Annotated in this window: 10 protein-coding genes; 2 read left to right on the forward strand and 8 right to left on the reverse strand. The window is 35.4% G+C overall.

Annotated features, from left to right (window positions below; genetic code table 11):
- Positions 1–49: 49 nt before the first annotated feature.
- Positions 50–1108 (forward strand): sensor histidine kinase, encoded by a 1059-nt coding sequence (locus ABTV69_RS18910; RefSeq protein WP_433831539.1) that lies wholly within the window; start codon positions 50–52, stop codon positions 1106–1108.
- 70 nt (positions 1109–1178) lie between these two features.
- Positions 1179–1892, forward strand: a complete 714-nt coding sequence (locus ABTV69_RS18915) for a LytR/AlgR family response regulator transcription factor (RefSeq protein WP_433831541.1) — start codon at positions 1179–1181, stop codon at positions 1890–1892.
- 470 nt (positions 1893–2362) lie between these two features.
- Here the strand turns inward: ABTV69_RS18915 and nagB are convergent, their stop codons facing one another.
- From nagB to ABTV69_RS18955, 8 genes are all read right to left on the reverse strand, one after another.
- Entirely contained in the window at positions 2363–4276 is a 1914-nt protein-coding gene (gene nagB / locus ABTV69_RS18920) for a glucosamine-6-phosphate deaminase (RefSeq protein WP_433831543.1), read from the reverse strand.
- Between the two features lie 361 nt (positions 4277–4637).
- Positions 4638–6731, reverse strand: coding sequence for an alpha-L-fucosidase (locus tag ABTV69_RS18925; protein WP_433831545.1), 2094 nt, complete (start codon positions 6729–6731; stop codon positions 4638–4640).
- 85 nt (positions 6732–6816) lie between these two features.
- Entirely contained in the window at positions 6817–7461 is a 645-nt protein-coding gene (locus tag ABTV69_RS18930; protein WP_433831547.1) for a Pr6Pr family membrane protein, read from the reverse strand.
- A gap of 52 nt (positions 7462–7513) precedes the next feature.
- Positions 7514–8071 carry a YdeI/OmpD-associated family protein gene (locus ABTV69_RS18935; RefSeq protein ID WP_433831549.1) on the reverse strand — a complete coding sequence of 186 codons (558 nt, stop codon included), beginning with the start codon at positions 8069–8071 and terminating at the stop codon, positions 7514–7516.
- Positions 8072–8132: 61 nt separating this feature from the next.
- Positions 8133–10550, reverse strand: coding sequence for a sugar-binding domain-containing protein (locus ABTV69_RS18940; protein WP_433831551.1), 2418 nt, complete (start codon positions 10548–10550; stop codon positions 8133–8135).
- A 326-nt stretch (positions 10551–10876) separates the two neighbouring features.
- Positions 10877–14272, reverse strand: a complete 3396-nt coding sequence (locus ABTV69_RS18945) for a malectin domain-containing carbohydrate-binding protein (protein ID WP_433831553.1) — start codon at positions 14270–14272, stop codon at positions 10877–10879.
- A gap of 226 nt (positions 14273–14498) precedes the next feature.
- Complete coding sequence (locus ABTV69_RS18950) at positions 14499–17228, reverse strand: alpha-d-galacturonidase (protein ID WP_433831555.1); 2730 nt, start codon at positions 17226–17228, stop codon at positions 14499–14501.
- A gap of 161 nt (positions 17229–17389) precedes the next feature.
- Positions 17390–18274 carry a sugar phosphate isomerase/epimerase family protein gene (locus tag ABTV69_RS18955; protein ID WP_433831557.1) on the reverse strand — a complete coding sequence of 295 codons (885 nt, stop codon included), beginning with the start codon at positions 18272–18274 and terminating at the stop codon, positions 17390–17392.
- Positions 18275–18380 lie beyond the last annotated feature (106 nt).

Consider the following 18380-nt stretch of genomic DNA (forward strand, 5'->3'; position numbering starts at 1 on the left):
AGCTCTAAACATCAAAAAACAGTAACAAACGACATTATAAATTATCAATATGATTTTTAACACAAGCAAACTGCATAGAGTGCCAATACGCTTTCATGTTTACTTTTGGCTGACCTATTTTGTATTCAATACATTTCGCTGGGGAAGCTATTTTAACGATTACGTTTATTCGTTAAAAACAACTTTACTTGGATTCCCAATTCACATGGCCTTGTGTTATCTAAACATCTTGGTTTTGATGCCACATTTGGTTTACCGCAAAAAATACTTCCTATATATTATAACAGTGCTTTCGGCTATTTTTGTGATGGTGGTATTAAAATTCAATCTGACTTATTTACTGATCACGCATGACGTATGGCCTGAAGGACCTGAAACCATTAATGAGCTCACTCTTAATTACACGATAGACATGATGATGGGCGAATTGTACGTAATGACTTTTGTGACGGCAATTAAAATCACATTTGACTTTCTGCAGGAACAAAGACGCGTAACTGATTTAGAGAAATCACAACTAGAAACCGAATTACTATTTTTAAAATCTCAGATTTCACCGCACTTTTTCTTTAACACCTTAAATAATATATATTCCCTTTCAGTAGAAAAATCAAACAAAACGCCTAAAATCGTTTTGAAGCTTTCTGAATTAATGCGCTACATGCTCTATGAAACAAAAGGCAAAAAACAAAGTCTTGAAAATGAGATTATGTGTATTCAGAATTATCTGGATTTGGAAAGAATCAGAAACGGAGAGCGCCTAGAAGTCGATATGTCTATTTCTGGAGACATTCACGATAAAGAAATTTCTCCAGTCCTACTTTTGACTTTCGTTGAAAATGCTTTTAAGCATGGTGTCAACAAAAACACTGGTAATGTTCTAATTGACATCAGATTTAAAGTAAAAGGAGATTTTTTACATTTCACCATTTCAAACCCAATGCCCGAATTTACCGTACATAAAGATAATTTTAACAAGTCAAGTGGTATAGGTATTGAAAACGTAAAAAAAAGACTCGAATTAGGATATAATAAAAGCGACTATAAGCTTTCATTTAAAAATAAAAAGAATATTTTTGTCGTTAAACTAGTTATAAAAGTCACATAGCCTCTGCTTTTAGCTATAACTAAAATTATACTTACAAGAAACCACACACTGGCCAAAAATAACAGTACAAATGAAAATAAAGTGTTTAATTATCGATGATGAGCCATTGGCAATAAACGTTATTAAAAATTACATTGAACAGATTGAAGATTTAGAATTAGTAAACACCTTCAGCAATTCTATTGAAGGATTAAATTTCTTAAAAAACAATACAATTGATGTAATTTTTCTAGATATCAATATGCCTGTTTTGGACGGTATTAATTTCATTAAAAGTTTAGAAAACCCTCCTCTACTTATCATTACAAGTGCTTACGACCAGTTTGCGATTGAAACTTACGAGCTCGACGTTTTGGATTATCTGGTAAAACCAATTGAGTTTCCTAGATTGATGAAAGCGGTAAACAAAATCAACAAACGTCTTAATAATTCTAGCAAAACACCACAGGAAAACAGCAAAGAAAATCCCTTTATTTTTGTGAAGATCGACAAGAAAAAAATGAAGAAGATTTTCTTAAACGAAATACTAGTTATCGAAAGCCTAAAAGATTACCTAAAAATCAGCACAACTTCTGGAAAGTTTATCATTCACAGCACTTTATCTGATTTTACAAGCTTATTACCAGAAAGAGATTTTATCAGAATCCACAGATCATACACAATCGCGATTGACAAAATTGACGCCGTTGAAGGAAATAGTATAGAAATTGAAGGACTTAGATATGTGATTGGAAGATCTTATATCGATGAAGTAAAACAGAAAATCTTGAATTCTTCTATTTAATTTTAACCGCATTTTTTTTTACCGCAAAGGCGCTAAGGTTTCGCAAAGTTTATTTAGCCACAGATTAAAAAGATTAAAAGGATTTTAAAAATCTTGTAAATCTTTTAATCTGTGGCTAACTTTTTTATAAGCATTTCTCAATTTATTCTGAACATAGCCCAAGGTTTCAACCTTGGGTACGTATCGTATTCCAATCCTTGTATACCCAAGGTTGAAACCTTGGGCTATGTTTTTTAATCATAAAGTAAACTGCACAAAACTTTGCGAACTTTTTTTATTCTCAATATTCACGCAGCTAATAATAAACCTTAGCGAACTTTGCGTAAATCCTAGCGCCTTTGCGGTAAAAAACTTTGCAGTTAAAAATAAAAACGAAAATGCGGCCAACCACGACCGCATTTTCTCTCAATTATAGGTAACTAACCAAAATAAACCATGAAATAGTCTATTATCTTTATTGCTGCAAACCACTAAAAGTGATATCTCTTAAACGCCTCGATAGCCGAATAATCTGCTAAACCTAAGCTGTGATATTTTTCTGCAGTCAATCTATTTCTGTCTTCAACTCGAACCCAAAACTCTCTGCTATCATCACCTTGAAACATAACGCCGTCTTTTTGAGACTGGTGATAAAAAATAGCATGTCGTTTCTTTAAAACTTGGTCAGGACTCATTGGAACTGCCATGTCAATTTGGTACGATTCCCATTCATGCCAAGCGCCTCGGTACAGCCAAACCCAGCAATCGTTCATAAAGTCTTTATGTTTCAATCTTTTTAAAGCTTCAAACAAACTGTCTAAACACACTTTATGAGTTCCATGCGGATCTGCTAAATCTCCAGCGGCATAAATTTGATGCGGTTTTATTCTTTCAATAATGTCACACATAATGTCGACATCTGCATCCGAAAGATTATTCTTCTTAACTGTTCCTGTTTCGTAAAACGGAAGATCCAAAAAGTTTACATTAGCATCTGGCAAACCAATGTAGCGAGTTGCTCCAAAAGATTCACTTCTTCTAATTAATCCTTTTAATTTTCTAACTTCTGGCGAATCGATTTCTGTTCCTTTTCTTTTGGTAAGAAAATCTATTATTTCCTGAGAAACTCTAGAATCTGGATTTACCGCTTTAGAAATTTCTGCAAACTTCAAAGCTTCTTCGTTAGAAACTGCAATATTTCCAGAAGTTTGATACGCCACATGAACCTCATGTCCTTGCTCTACCAAACGGTCGAAAGTTCCACCCATCGAAATCACATCATCGTCTGGGTGCGGGCTGAAAATGATAATTCTTTTTTTCTCCGGCGTGGAACGCTCCGGTCTATAAGTATCATCTGCATTGGGTTTTCCGCCCGGCCATCCAGTGATGGTTTGCTGCATTTTATTAAACATTTTAATGTTTAAATCGTATGCAGTTCCTTCCTCCGTCAAAAGACTCGACATTCCGTTGTCATTATAATCTTTATCCGTCAGTTTCAAGAAAGGTTTCTTCGTTAACTCACTTAACCAAGCTACAGCTTTCAATTTTAATTCGTCTGTCCAAATACATGATTTTACCAACCATGGTGTTTTTACTCGTGTCAATTCAGACGAAGCTTCTGTATCTAGAACAAATGTTGTGTTGTTATGCTCTTGCAAATACGTAGCTGGAACGTGTGAAGAAACTTCTCCTTCGATTGTCTTTTTTATAATGCCTGCTTTACTGATTCCCCAGCCAAGCAAAACGATTCTTTTCGCATTTCTAACGGTTCCAATTCCCATTGTAATGGCTTTTCTCGGAACATTATCAATTCCTAAAAAGGAAGAAGCCGCATCGACACGCGTGATATGATCCAAAGTAATACTTCTAGTTCCCGAATTTACGTGAGAACCTGGCTCATTAAAACCGATGTGTCCTGTTCTACCAATTCCTAAAAGCTGAAAATCTAAACCTCCATAAGAGATAATTTTCATTTCATAATCGATGCAATATTGCTGTAATTCTTCAGCACTCACCTGCCCGTTTGGAATATTGATATTTTCTGGAAGAATATTGACATGATGAAATAAATGCTCGTGCATAAAATGATAATAACTTTGAATATCATTTTTATCCATAGGATAATATTCATCTAAATTGAAAGTAACTACGTTCGCAAAACTCAGACCTTCTTCTTTGTGCATTCTAACCAATTCTTCGTAAACCTTAATTGGCGAAGAACCTGTAGCCAAACCTAAAACACAAGGTTCGTTCAGCTCATTTTTTCTCTGAATTAAATTGGCAATTTCCTGCGCGACAAGTAAAGAAGCTTCTTGCGACGATTCAAAAATAACATTGTGAATTTTCTCAAAACGAGTTTCTTCAAATTTCCCTGCTTCTCTAAAACCTATATCTTCTTTAATCATTTGCCTTGCCATTTAATTTCTAAGATAAAAGTAGAATTAAATAATCCGTTGCTGTCAAAAATTCGACTAATAACGACTGCGCTTCGGCAAAAGACAAAAATAACAAGGAAATAGTACGCTGATAAAACAGATTCGCTTTACGAAAACGCGGATACTCACAGATTTTAATATTCCGTTAGGAATATCTGGTCGGTAAAAAAATGATGCAAACGTTGTGTAGTGTCCTGTAGGGACACCTGATATCATATAATGTATCTCCGTTACGCTGATCAAACGTTCCTACGGAACGTACAATCATAACGCATTTTTTTTCTACCGACGAAACATTCCTACGGAATGAATTATCTCTGGGAACTTATATTTATTCCACAACGCCAATTTCGGCAATCGAAACCGTTTGTCCATTTCCTACGGCAGCTGTGGCTACAAATCTTAAAAACCTTGCTTTTACTGCAACAAAACTCTTAATTTGTTCAATTGGGTTATGTTTGATATTAGAGAATTCTCCCTCCGATTGTTTTGTCCAAGTGATATTATCTTCGCTGGTATAGAATTCATAATTCGAAATCAAATTCAAATTATTTCCAACTTGCTGTGGAATATATGTAAAACCTTTTATTTCTCTTTCTTCGCCCATATCAATAGTGATAGCTTGAGGCAATTTATTTTCATTATTTCCAAATCCCCAATCTGTATTGGCGTCACCATCAATAATTCTTTCAACCAATTTATCGTCTCCGCTCGAAACCGAAATCACTCTCCATTTTTCTTTAGAAACACCATATTTAGCCGTTTTCACCGCACTATTGATTTTTTCTTTCGTATTTCTCGAAATGGCTTTAATTTCTACCGCTTTATTATAAACAAAAGGAGCTTTGTATAAAGTGCTTTTTTCTGAAGGATTTTTTCCGTCAAGCGAATAATAAACAGCATTTCCATCTTCCGATTTAATCGTAACCAAACCATTTTTATCACGAAGAATTTGAGGTTCTTTAACGAAACTTGGCGCATTAAAAGCTTCAATTGTACTAATTACAAATCCCGCTTTAGCATCTAAAATGTTCACTCGAAGTGCAGAAGCCGTAACACGATCTAAACGCAGAATTCTTTTGTAACCAATTGTAGTTTCATTAGCAATCGTTTTCCATTGTCCGTTTACATTGGCTTCTACTGAAAATGCTTTTACGCGCTGTCCAAGTTTTATATATTCTTGAAGTAAAATTCTATTAATTGCAGTTGGCTTTTTAAACGTAAACTCAATTGTAGCTTGTTTTACTTTATCATCTGTTGCCCAATACGTATCTTTGTTTCCATCAATTACATTTTGAGGTCCAAAATTAGAATCGACTGCTCTGGTGTTTGAAGCTTGAACTTTTGTTCCCTTAAGTAATTCTGCTTTAAAATCGGCTTTGATTGTCGCAACCAGTTCTTTTAATCTTGCTTCATCATTTTCATGAACCAAACCACGTCTATCAACAGGAAGATTCAATAATAAAGTCGCATTTCGTCCAATTGATTCATAATAAATATCTACCATTTCGTCAAGCGAACGAACTTTGTCGTCTTCAACTGAATGATAAAACCATCCCGGTCTGATCGAAACATCTGCTTCGCCAGGAACCCATTTTTCTCCGTCTTCATGTCCAGACATAAATTCGCTGTAATGCACTTTTCCAGCCAATTCATCTTTTTGGCGCAATAATGACCAATTGGTTTTACCTGCACGACCTTCTTCATTTCCAATCCATCTTGCTTCTGAAGGTCCAACTCCCCAAACCAAAGTTTTTGGTGCGATGTCGTAAATTAACTTATACGTTTCGTCCCAATTGTAATACGTCAACGTATTGATTTTTCGGGTTTCGTTTGCTCCGCCGTAATAGCCATCACCGCCATTTGCACCATCAAACCACATTTCAAAAACGTCCCCATAATTCGTCAATAATTCTTTTAACTGATTTCTGAAATACGTTACATATTCAGGTTTTCCGTATTGCGGATGATTTCTGTCCCAAGGCGAAAGATATAATCCCAGTTTTAAATCGTATTCTTTACAAGCCGCAGCCAATTCTTTAACCAAATCGCCTTTTCCGTTTTCCCAAGGAGAATTCTTTACAGAACGTTCCGTATATGCAGAAGGCCATAAACAGAAACCATCATGATGTTTCGCAACGAGAATAATTCCTTTCATTCCCGCTTCTTTCACCACGCGCGCCCATTGGCGAACGTCTAATTGCGATGGATTAAAAAGTTCTGGCGATTCGTCTCCGTAACCCCATTCTTTATTAGTAAATGTGTTTAATGAAAAGTGCACAAAAGCATAAAATTCCATTTCCTGCCAATCGATTTGTTTCTGCGTCGGAAGCGGTCCAAAAGGCTTTGGAGCATTCGCCAATTCCTGACTAGAAGCATTAGAAATTGCACCAAAAAGACATAAGGAAAGGAATATTTTTTTCATTCTGAACTGCTTTAAAATAGTCTATAATGTATAAATGTACTATAAATTGAAATCCATCAGACAGAATTTCGACCAACAGCAAGTTTTAAAGCGTTTTGGTTCTGATTTTAGAAATAGAAATTAAAATAACCGATAAGACCACAAAAGCAATTAAAACAAATAACCCGTTTACAAGAGCAGTTTCAAAACCTAATTTAGTAACATCAATAAAGGGATACGGATAAAAATTGGTCAATATTCCGTGAAATAAAGTGTAGATGATATAAATAATCGGATAAACTAGCCAGTACAGAATAACCTTAAAAGAAATCTTTTCAGAACTAACAAAAAGCAGCCAATAAAAGAAAAATAATGTTGGAACAACGGTATGAAATATTTCGCTGACGATAAGATGATGTCCCTTTAGATCAACAATTGGACGAAGGAGTAAATTAAAAACAATTCCAACAATTAAAATATAAACCGTAATTGCGGCAATAGTGGTACATTTTCTAAAAAAGAAATTCAGTTTGCATTTTCCACCAAATAAAAGCATTGCACTGCAAAGAAAAACTAAGATATTTGTTAGAATTGTAAAAAAACTGAAGAAACGCACTGCAGCACTGAAAAAAGTAAATTCAGATCCTTTTAGCACTAAATAAAATTGTACGGGCAAGGCATATAACTCTAGGGCAAAAATAATACCCAGCAAAATCTCTCCTTTTATTGTTGTGGTATTTTCTATTTCCATAGTTATGTACTATAAATCAGCTTACTAAAATAAGGATTTTTATTCTATTTTTTTACATAACTCTTTTCTGCTTTTCGCTTTCAGTAATAGTTTTTTCTAGTCTTGACAATTGTGTTTTTTCTTGTTTGGCGCTCATAATCCAATGAATCATAACTTTCTTGTAAGATGGTGCTTGCTTTTCGAAAAATTCCCAAGCTATTTTATTGCTCTTAAATTCCTTTTCATAAGTTTCTAAAAGCGGAACTGGTGTTTTCTCGTGCGAATAGATTTTGGATTTATTTTCTGTTCTGAAACTAAAGGCTTTTAAACCTGCATCGGTCATTAAACCCGCTTTCGTCAAATCTTCTATTTTCTGAATATTGATAGCGCTCCAAATGCTTGAAGATCTTCTTGGAGTAAAACGAATCGTATAACTGTCTTCATCAATTGATCTTCGAACACCATCAATCCAACCAAAACAAAGCGCTTGATCTACAGATTCTGACCATGTCATAGAAGACTTTTTACTAGTAACTTTATAAAAACCAACCAAAAGTTCTGTCTCATTTTGATGATTTTTCTCTAGCCATTTTCTAAAGTCTTTCTGATCTGAAAAAAAAGTAGGTGCCATTTTGTTTTTTTATAAATATATAAAGAATCTCGCAATCCCGATAAATATCGGGATGACGACATTAATTCACTTTAACTTCAATTGTCGAAGTTTGTAAATTTCCTGTCGTCGCTTTCAACTGAATCTTTTCTTTCTTTCCGTTAGATTGAATAATGACAACACATTTTCCATTAAAAAGCTTGCAAGAATTCGCTTTAAACGACTCTAAATTGGCTTGATAACCATTGTCAACTCCAACTAATTTCCCTCCGCCAGTAACTTCAAAATTGATTAAATCCATTGCGTTTGGAACTAGATTCCCGTCTTTATCAGTCATCGAAATGGTTACGTAAACCAAATCGTAAGTATCGTTTTTGATAGTGGTTTTATCTGCTTCTAAATTCAATTTAGAAGCTTCTCCAGCCGTCTTAATTTCTTTTTCTAAAACTACTTTTCCGTTCTTTCTTGAAATAGCTTTTAATGTTCCTTGCTCAAATTTCAATTTCCATGAAACATGCAAATCATCATTTTGTTTGGATTTCTTGCCAAGAGATTTTCCGTTTAAGAATAATTCTACTTCGTCAGCATTGTTGTAATACGCCCAAACATTGATTTCTTGATCTTTTTTCCAGTTCCAATGTGGTAAAATATGTAGAACCGTTTTATTCGACCATTCGCTTTGGTACATATAGTACACATCTTTAGGAAGTCCGGCTAAATCGACAATTCCGAAATACGAACTTCTCGCAGGAAACGGGTACGGATCTGGTTCGCCGATATAATCAAATCCTGTCCAGATAAAAGTTCCCGCCATGAAATCCTGACTTTTTATTGTTTTCCAGTTTTCCTCGTGTGTTGCTCCCCAATATGATTTTATTTGATCGTAAGCCGAAACCGTCCAATCTGCATTTCCATCAAATGGAGCTCCGTGTTTTACAGGCCAAGCTTGAATAATATCTGATTGATCGTAATGACCACGAGTTTCTAAAGCGGAAACACTTTCTGAAGCTAATATTTTTTGCCCTTTAAATTTAGTTGGGAAATCTTTATAATCTTCATGTTTGTAATTGAACCCCAAAAGATCCAAAGCACCTGATTGATAAATGAAGTTTTTCTCAATAACATTTTCTGTCAAAGCAGAAGTTACGGGACGAGTCGTATCTAAGGATTTTACAATCTTAGCCAACTCTCTCGTAATCGCGATTCCCGTGCTGTCAAATTGTTCTCTGATTTCGTTACCGATACTCCACATCATAACCGATGGATGATTGCGGTCTCTTTTGATAAAATCTTCTAAATCCTGTTTGTGCCAAGCATCCCAATCTTTGTGGTAATCGTTGGTTACTTTTTTCTTCTTCCAAACGTCAAAAGCTTCGTCCTGAACGATAAATCCCATTTCGTCGCACAATTGCATCATTTCTAAAGAATGAGGGTTATGAGACATTCTGATAGCGTTCACTCCCATTTCTTTCATCAAAGTCAGTTTTCTTTTAACCGCGTGAATATTTTCTACAGCACCCAAAGCACCGTTATCATGATGCAGGCAGACTCCATAAATTTTAGTTGGAACACCATTTAAAGAAAACCCTTTCTCTGAATCGAAATTAAAATATCTAAATCCAAGCGGCGTTTCGTAATTGTCAATCAACTTCGATTTCTCATAAACTTTTGTAATGACTTTATACAAATACGGATTCTCTGTATTCCATAATTTTGGCTGTTTTACTTCCAGATTATGAATCTTTTTTTCTGATGTTTTTGCTCCGATTTTCTCTGTTGAAGTCATATTTACCACTTCAACATTTTTTGCATCTACAATAGAAGTAACGAGTTTAAACTCTTTCGCAGAAGCATTATCATTATCAATTGTAACTTCAAAATGTACTTTTGATTTTTCTGCAGCAACTTCAGGTGTAGTTACAAAAGTTCCCCACTTTCCAACATGTAGTTTTTCTGAAGCAACCAATCTCACATTTCTGTAAATTCCAGAACCTGTATACCATCTTGAATTGGGCTGAGAATCATTGTCAACCTTAACCGCAATAACATTTGATTTTCCGAAGTGTAAATATTGCGTTAAATCATATCCAAAAGAAATATATCCATTCGGACGCATTCCTAATGATTTTCCATTAATGAAAACTTCGCTGTTCTTAAAAACACCATCAAACTCAATTGAAACCGTTTTGTTTTTCCAATTCGCAGGAACAGTAAAAACTTTACGATAATAGCCTTTTCCAGCCGGCAAAAATCCCTGTGCTTGTTTGGTCTTAGCATCTTTATCAAAAGCACCCTCTATACTCCAATCATGCGGCAATTGAAGCGTTCTCCAATCTGATGCATTAAAATTAGCATTTATAGCTTCTGGATGTTCTCCTAATTTGAAGTTCCAGTTTTTATTGAAATCTTCGACAATTCTGGCCTGTTTTTGTGCAAAAATTGATACCGAAAATAGTAATGCAAGTGTAATGGTTTGAAAAATGTTTTTATGCTTAATCATAAATATGTTTTTTTATTCTAATCTAAATCTATACGTTGTTTTTGTCATTTCGACCGAAGGGAGAAATCACACTAGAAACTCCGCACAGTTATCTCCATTCTTTGTAGAATCCCGCGTGTGATTTCTCGTTCCTCGAAATGACAAACTAGGCTTAATAAAAATCTTCGTAAGTAACTCCTCAACGTTTATCGTAGAGACGCACTGCAGTGCGTCTAACACACAGTATGGAAATTTGGAACGTAGACGCACTGCGGTGCGTCTCTACAATGAAAACCTGTAAACCTTTGCCCCTTTGTTGCTCTGTCACTTTGTCCCTCACAAAAAACCTATTGAAACTCAAAATTATCAATCAACAGCCCTTTCAAATCATCTCCTTCCAAAGTAATTTTATAAGTTCCTGCATTGATATAACCTCCCGATGTTGTGTTTAAAATTTTCCATTTTTCTGGTGAAGGGAAAAATTCAATGGTATCGTTTCGCATTAGAATTCCGTACGCATCTTCCATTTTGAATTTCACTTTCAATGGCGTTTCATTTCGATTCATAAAACGGAAACGCATTAGATAAATTCCGGCAACACCTGGTTTTACTTCAAATTCGATACTGTTATTTGTCTTCTTAGTGAACTCAACATAATCGGCTTTTTTGAAATTTCCTTTTTCGATTCCTGTTCCTGTTGTTTTTGTCTTTTCAGCTTCGATAATTACGACAGGTCTTGAATCGTCTTTTTCGCCCATATCGTAAGCCGGAACAACTGCAATTGTCGAAATTGTTTCCCCATTATCAAAAAGAACCTTCTCGCCTTTTTTTACTTTTTTAGTGAAAACATCAAAAGAAATTCCGTTGTTGTTTTTCGCTTTTTCTTCGATTTTTTTATAATCTGAAAGTTCTTTTAATGACTTTATTTTATCATCAACTAAAACAAAAATTGTTGATTCTTCTTTTGCTGCGAATGAACCTGAAGCTTTTGAATTAGCAGCAAATTGTAAATAATCAGCACCAAAAACTTCTGAAGGCAGTTCCGTAAAAATAACTTCAGAATTTGAATATTGTTTTGAATTAATATCCAACCAAGAACCCATTTTAAAATCTTTAGCATCTAAACTTACATTCTGGATATTTCTTGGAGACTGATCTGCTGGTTTTACATTTTTATCTTTTGTTGCAATCGCAATTGCTGAAATAATGGCTTGTCCTGCTTTTACATTCGGGAATGAAATCACGATTTTTCCATTGACACTTTTTACAGTAAAAGTTTTCTTTAAAGCTTTGTCTTGTCCAGCTTCTGCCCAAATATCGAAATCTTTTAAAACGACCTTATTATTGACGGCAACATCAAACAAACGCCAACCTTTGCAGTCCAATCCGCCACCAGTTCCGTACCAAGGTTCTGTGAAATACAATTCCACTACATATTCTCCATCTGGAGCAGGAAATTCGTAACGTAATTTATCAACTCCGTATCTGAAATTCTGGAATAATTCAGGATCTTTTGTACCATTTACAGGATCAAAACTGCTTCTCTGGCTTGCAAAAAAGTTTGGCAGTTTTTCAAAATTATCTGTCCAAGATAAAGACCCCCAAGTATTTTGTCCGCTTTTATGTGTATCAGTTAACCAAGTATTTCCATTACTATCTGTAAATTCAGACCCGCCACAATTAACTCTGTAGATATAATTTAAACCAGTTTTTGCTTTTAAAATATCCGTTTTATCAGCAACTAAAGATTCCAAATTTGGCGCTTTCGGAAGAGTATTTAAAACAATATAATCTTTAGCAACGGCTTTTCCATTTACATATCCAACAGCATATAAAACATTGTATTGAACATTAACATTATTAAATTGAAAATGCTTTCCAATTCCCGGATTATTTAGTTTTCCAAGAGAAACTTTATTCACGTCATTAAACAATTCTACTTCGTCACAATTAGAATAAATATCGATTCCGTTTTTGATTCCGGATTTTCCCCAACGGCTTGGCCACGTGTGCGAAACAATATAAACCATCGGATTAGTTTTCTTTGAAGCATAATTGGCGCGATACATATAAAACGCATCCAAAGGTTCGCCCCAAATTGTGAAAAGCCCTTTATAATTTACTGGACCTACTTTATCAATATCTCTAAATCCTTCGCCGTTCTGAACACGTCCCGGATTTTCGTGCGAAGCAAAAAGCCAATTGAATTGTCCCGCAATTTTATCTCTTACCGATTCAGCTTCTCTCACTTTAATTTCCATTAACTGAGAAAAACGATTTTCGCTTAAAGTTCCTTTTTGATCAAATTCTCCTTCTGTATGTAAATCGGCAGAACGCCAAGCGCCATATTCTCCATTTAACAACTGAGTCGTCATTTCTAAATGGTACTTTAACGGATCTCCGCCATACGTTCCTGACCAGTTTTGAACGACATTCCAATCTGTTCCTTCTCCTCCGTTACAAGTCGTAACGATTCTCTGCGAAGCCGATAACGGATCCATTTCGCGGATAATCTGTGTGCATTCTTCGGCAAATTCTTTTGGAATTGTACTTTCGTTCTGCAGGCCCCACATGACAACCGATGGACTATTTCTGCGTTCTTTAACCCATTCGCGCAATAACGTTTTGAAATTCTCTTTGAACTCAGGTGTGTCATACCAAATATGTGCCGAAAACTGACTCCAAAATAAGATTCCATTTTCATCTAATTCTTTTTGATACAATAAATTATGAGGTTGATGTGCTTCTCTAAAGGCATTAAATCCACCTGCTTTGATTTGTTCGATTCTCGCGTGAATTTGTTCGTCTGAAAACGCATGACTGTTTCCAATTTGATGTTCGTATTCGCAAACACCGTTTATAAAAACTGGTTCGTCGTTAATGAAAAAACGATTGTCTTTTCCGTCACGACTTACTGGCCAACTTACCCAACGAATTCCGTAAGGTGTTGTTACTTGATCTATTATTTTTCCGTTATCATAAACAGAAGTAACCAATTTATACAAATACGGATTTGACGGTGACCATAATTTCGGATTTTGAATTTCTGGTAAAGTCTGAGCAACCGATTTGATTTCTCCTGAAGCATTTTTAACAGTACTTTTTGAACTTACGACTTTCTTTCCTGAAGCATCAAAAAGAACATTTTCGATCGTCAGATTTGGATCTGAAGTTCCATAGTTTTTGATTTCAGTTGTAGTCAGTAAAATCGCTTTTTGTTTCGAAACCGATTTGTCATTCCAGATGTGAACACCAAAAGGTTCGATTCTAACATCGTTTGTAACGACTAAAGAAACGGGTCTGAAAATCCCCATTGGCTGAGAACCTTCTGAGAATCCCCATTCGCCAGAACAACCTCCGCAAACCCAAGGAAGATCTGCTATAAAAGAGGGATGGGAAGCTTTTACTAGAATTTGGTTTTCTTTTTCTAAAGAAACGGCTTTGGTAATATCAAGCGTAAAAGTGGTTCGACCACCTTTGTGTTCGCCCACTTTTTTTCCGTTTACCCAAACTGTCGCGTAAGAACTAACGCCTTCAAAAAACAAAAAGAGCCTTTTTCCAACCGCAGCTTTATCGAGTTTTAATGTTCTTTTGTACCATGCAGTACCGTGTAAATTTCCATGTTTTGTTCTTCTGAAACCATAATACTGATCCCAATTGTGAGGCACACTAACCTGCTGCCAATTGGAATCAGTTTTTGGATGGTCTACAAACCTCTCTTCCTGCACCGGAAGATTTTCCAATATTATAGTTTCCCAAGACGAATTCAGTGAAATCTCTTTTCGAAATTTACCTGAATCTTTGCTCTGACTCCAAACAAAGCAAAGACTTGAAAAAAAACAAAAAATAAAAAAAACTATTCTGTTCATATTTTCTAGTTCCTGCAAGGTTTTCAAAACCTTGTAGGTTTAATTTTTAAAGTTCATTTATAATACCTACAAGGTTTTGAAAACCTTGCAGGAACGTAGACTAATAAAACAACCAATCCACCGCAGCTTTTTCTCCTGCATCGATATATCCAACATCGCGTGGCGTAATGTTTTGATCTGCGTCGATGAAACCTAAAATCAATACTTTTCCTTTTCCTAAATCTAATTTATTTTCTCCAGGCTGGAAAGTATAGGTATGAATATTTACACGTGGCAAATCTTTCAAATTCATGGCGCTTGCTAAAATTACTTCGGCTTGACCGTGCGCATTTCCTGCAGCATCTGTTTCTAAACTTGGCGGCAATAAAAATCTTTTTTGATCTGAATTGAAATACCCAACCACTAATTTAACTGCTTTTGTATTTCTAAATTTCAAATGTGTTCCTTTTTCATTTTGATCATTCTCGACGAATGAAAATCCTCTTAAGTTTTGAAGTTCAGGAGCAATTTTTGTCAATTCAGAAATGTCTGTTCCGTACACTTTTGTTCCTGTTTTCACTAAATAAGTTCCCGGTTTTTCGTCAATGAAAGTTACTTCTGCCGTTTTCCAAGGTTTTCCTTCTTTACTTTCTACTTTTCCATCTTTTGAAGATTTTAACTTGTCCAGATTTCTTTTGAAATTAGCTAATTCACGCTCATAATGAGGTAATAATTCAGCCCAAGTTTTATTGTTTCCGTCGTCTCCTCCAATCGGAATTCTACGTTGTGCCGTCTGCATACTGTTGGCATAGTAATACGTATCTTTCGTTAGTTTTACTAATAATTCATAGTATTCTAAACTTTTTTCTAAATGAGGCATTGCTTTATCTAAATCAGCAATATCATTTGAATAACTGTATCTTAAAACCAACAACGCTGCTTTTACTTTTTCTGAGAAGAAATCAGCGAAAGCTTTATACGCATGCATATCATTTTTAAGACGTGCAAATTCTTCTTTGTCTTTCGTTACGCTTGCTTCAGCTTTGTCGATGGCTTCAACAGCTAATCTTCCGTGTTCTGTAATCTCAGCAATAATCTGCGTTGGAAGTTCGCCTGAATGTGGCTCTTTGTTCCATTCTTTTTTAGCATATTCTAAAAGCAATTCGCCTGCTGGTCCGCAAGATTCGTGGAAACCTGGATACACTCTCCATTTTGACGGATTCACCAATTGGCTTTCGAACATTCCTAACAATAACGTTTGTCTGTTTCCTTCTGTGATTCCAAAACGTCTTAATGTTTTTGGAGCAATTTCTCCAGTTTCTTCGTAGGCTTTTAAAATATTATTGGCAGCTTCTTGAGTCGTTCCAAATTTCGCTGCTAAATCTTTATCCCAATATTTAACTTCTTCGTTTCTGTCTCTTTTACTGTCCCAAGCATATCTTGCCCAAGCTTTGTACCAAATCCAATCGCGATCCATTTCTAACAAACGTTCCCCCGATTTTGTTTTATCGGCAGAATACGGCCAATCCCAATAAGAGGCTTGCGGATACAAGTGCAATGCATTGGCTCCGTGCACACTGTGCATTGCTTTTACCGTTTTTTGGATAAAATCTGGAGAACCGTATCTGAAAGGTTCTAAGTTTGCCAAAATGTGAACGTTTTCAATATGAATTGATTTTAAAGCGCTCAATTGTTTGTGGGTTTCGCCCCAAGGTCCACCTGGCGTATAAGTCGTTAAAGACTCGCCTGTATATTTACTTTCTGTATATAAGTTTTTGTATAACGGAAGCGATTTCTCCATTACCAAAGGTCCGTCTGTATCGTGAGAACGCAAAATAATCGGCGGTTCTTCTGTTTTTCCTAATGCCTGCAAACCATCGCGAACTCCTGGAATAATCGTTTTGGTAAACCACTCTACATCATCATCAACGGTATTGATTGCTTCTCCTAAACAAACCATTAAACCAACGTTTGGATATTTTTCGATGAAAGCCGCAATAGATTTTCTGGTGTAATCAGACAACAAAGGCGTGATTGGTCTAGAACGATCTTGTGTTTTAATGTTATAATGCTCTGCAAAAGGCTTAGAAACAATAATGTTGTAGAACATTTGAATGACCCAGATTCCTCTTTTGTTGGCTTCAACTGTCAGGAATTTATAAATTTCTTCGTTCTTTTTGAAATCTTCATCACTTACTTCAACTGCAAACGGATACTCTTTCAATTTTACTAATGAAGCAAACGGATGTCCGTTCCATAAATACAAAGAGTTCATGCGGTTGTCTACCAACATATCTAGGTATTTAATCCAAAGTGCTTTATCGTAAAACCAAGGAAAAGTTTCTGGCGTGTATGGATATTCGTAAACATCGCGTCCTGGAAGATAAACTGGTTTCTGCATTCCGATACAAGCACCACGCAACACCATTTCTGGACTATCTTGGATATTGATTTCTGAAGGAAGCTGACCTGAACTTTTAATTCTGTCTACCAATTCCATTGCACCGTACAAAGTACCGCTTGCATCTGTTCCTTCAATAAAAATGATATTTTTTTGAGTGCGAATTAAGAAACCTTCTTTCTTAGTTAATTTGCTATCGTCGATTTTAGCGCTTTTCGCATTCTTTTTCCAAAAGTCAGTTCCTTTTTCTCCTATAACAATTACTTTCTCTTTTGAGCTTTTTAATTTATCTGCAGAAGCAACTGTGAAGCCTTTTGCTGAAAGCGTTTCTGCTAGTTTCTCTGCTCCAAACTTTGCTCTTGGCGAAGTTGCATCACTAACAATAGTAATGTTTTGCGCTGTCGCGAAAGAGACGTAAAGACATAAAAAAAGTAATTGTAAATATTTCATGGTATGCTGTTTTTTTGGGTATTCTTTTAAAAATAATCTGCTAAATCTGCGTGATCTGCGAGAAAATATAACTCCCGCAGATTAAGCAGATTCGGCAGATTTGTAGTGATAATTTGTTTAGTTTAACGATTACATATTGATCACTATATTTTTCAATCTATTTAATTCTGGAAGATTTTCTTCAAGTACGCTACGTTTGCTCCGTAATTGGCTTTTACATTATGAACTTGATTAACATCTCTTGAACGCTCTACAATCAGCCAACCGCTCCATTTCATTTCATCCAAAGTCTGTTTGATTTTTGGCATATCAATCGCAGGATCTTTTTCTAACCAAAATTGATCAGTATTTGAAGCGTGAATCTGCGCTACATATTTCTTTCCCAAAATCTTTAATTCTGACGAAATATCTCTTTTATTGTCTAAAGCATTCGCAAAGTTGAAAGAGCTTTTAATGTACTTTGAGCCTATTTCGTCTAAAAGTTTTTTCTCTTCAGTTGCGCTTAAGGAAGTTTCAATCGCAATTACACCACCTATTTTACCAACTTCTTTTCCTGCCCACTGCAATCTTTTAATTACTTCCGGACGCAGTTCTGGATTTTTAACCAAATCGGTTTGTGTTCCTAATGGCAAATACGCTACTTTAACTTTCATGTTTTTCATTGCCTGAACACAATCGTTAATCATAGGTGTGATTTCTCTTGTAGCAAAAGATTGTGCATAAAATCCAGACATCGCAATTGAACTGATTCCAACTCCTGTCTCTTTAGATTTATCTAAGAATTTTTGTCTTTCTACAGGATCTCCTAGCTTGCTATCAAAGGTTGGTCTATTCCCTAAACCTCCCATATCTAGTTCGATTCCGTCAGCTTTTAATTCAGCAGCTAGACCAAAAGCACCTAATTTTTGTCTTTTTAAAATCATCCAGTCGCAAACTGCCACTTTATATTTTTGCTTTTTATTTGAAGACTGAGCCGTTGCACAGCTGTTGAATGTTGTTGATAGCACAACAAGGAATGCAATTAATAAATGTTTTTTAGATTTCATGTTTATATTTTTTTGCCACAGATTAAAGGATTATTTGGATTAAAAAATCTGCGATATCTGCTAAATCTGCGGGAAAAAATTTTACTCTCGCAGATTGAGCAGATTT

The sequence above is a fragment of the Flavobacterium anhuiense genome, assembly GCF_050990855.1.
GTDB classification, from domain to species: Bacteria; Bacteroidota; Bacteroidia; order Flavobacteriales; family Flavobacteriaceae; genus Flavobacterium; species Flavobacterium anhuiense_C.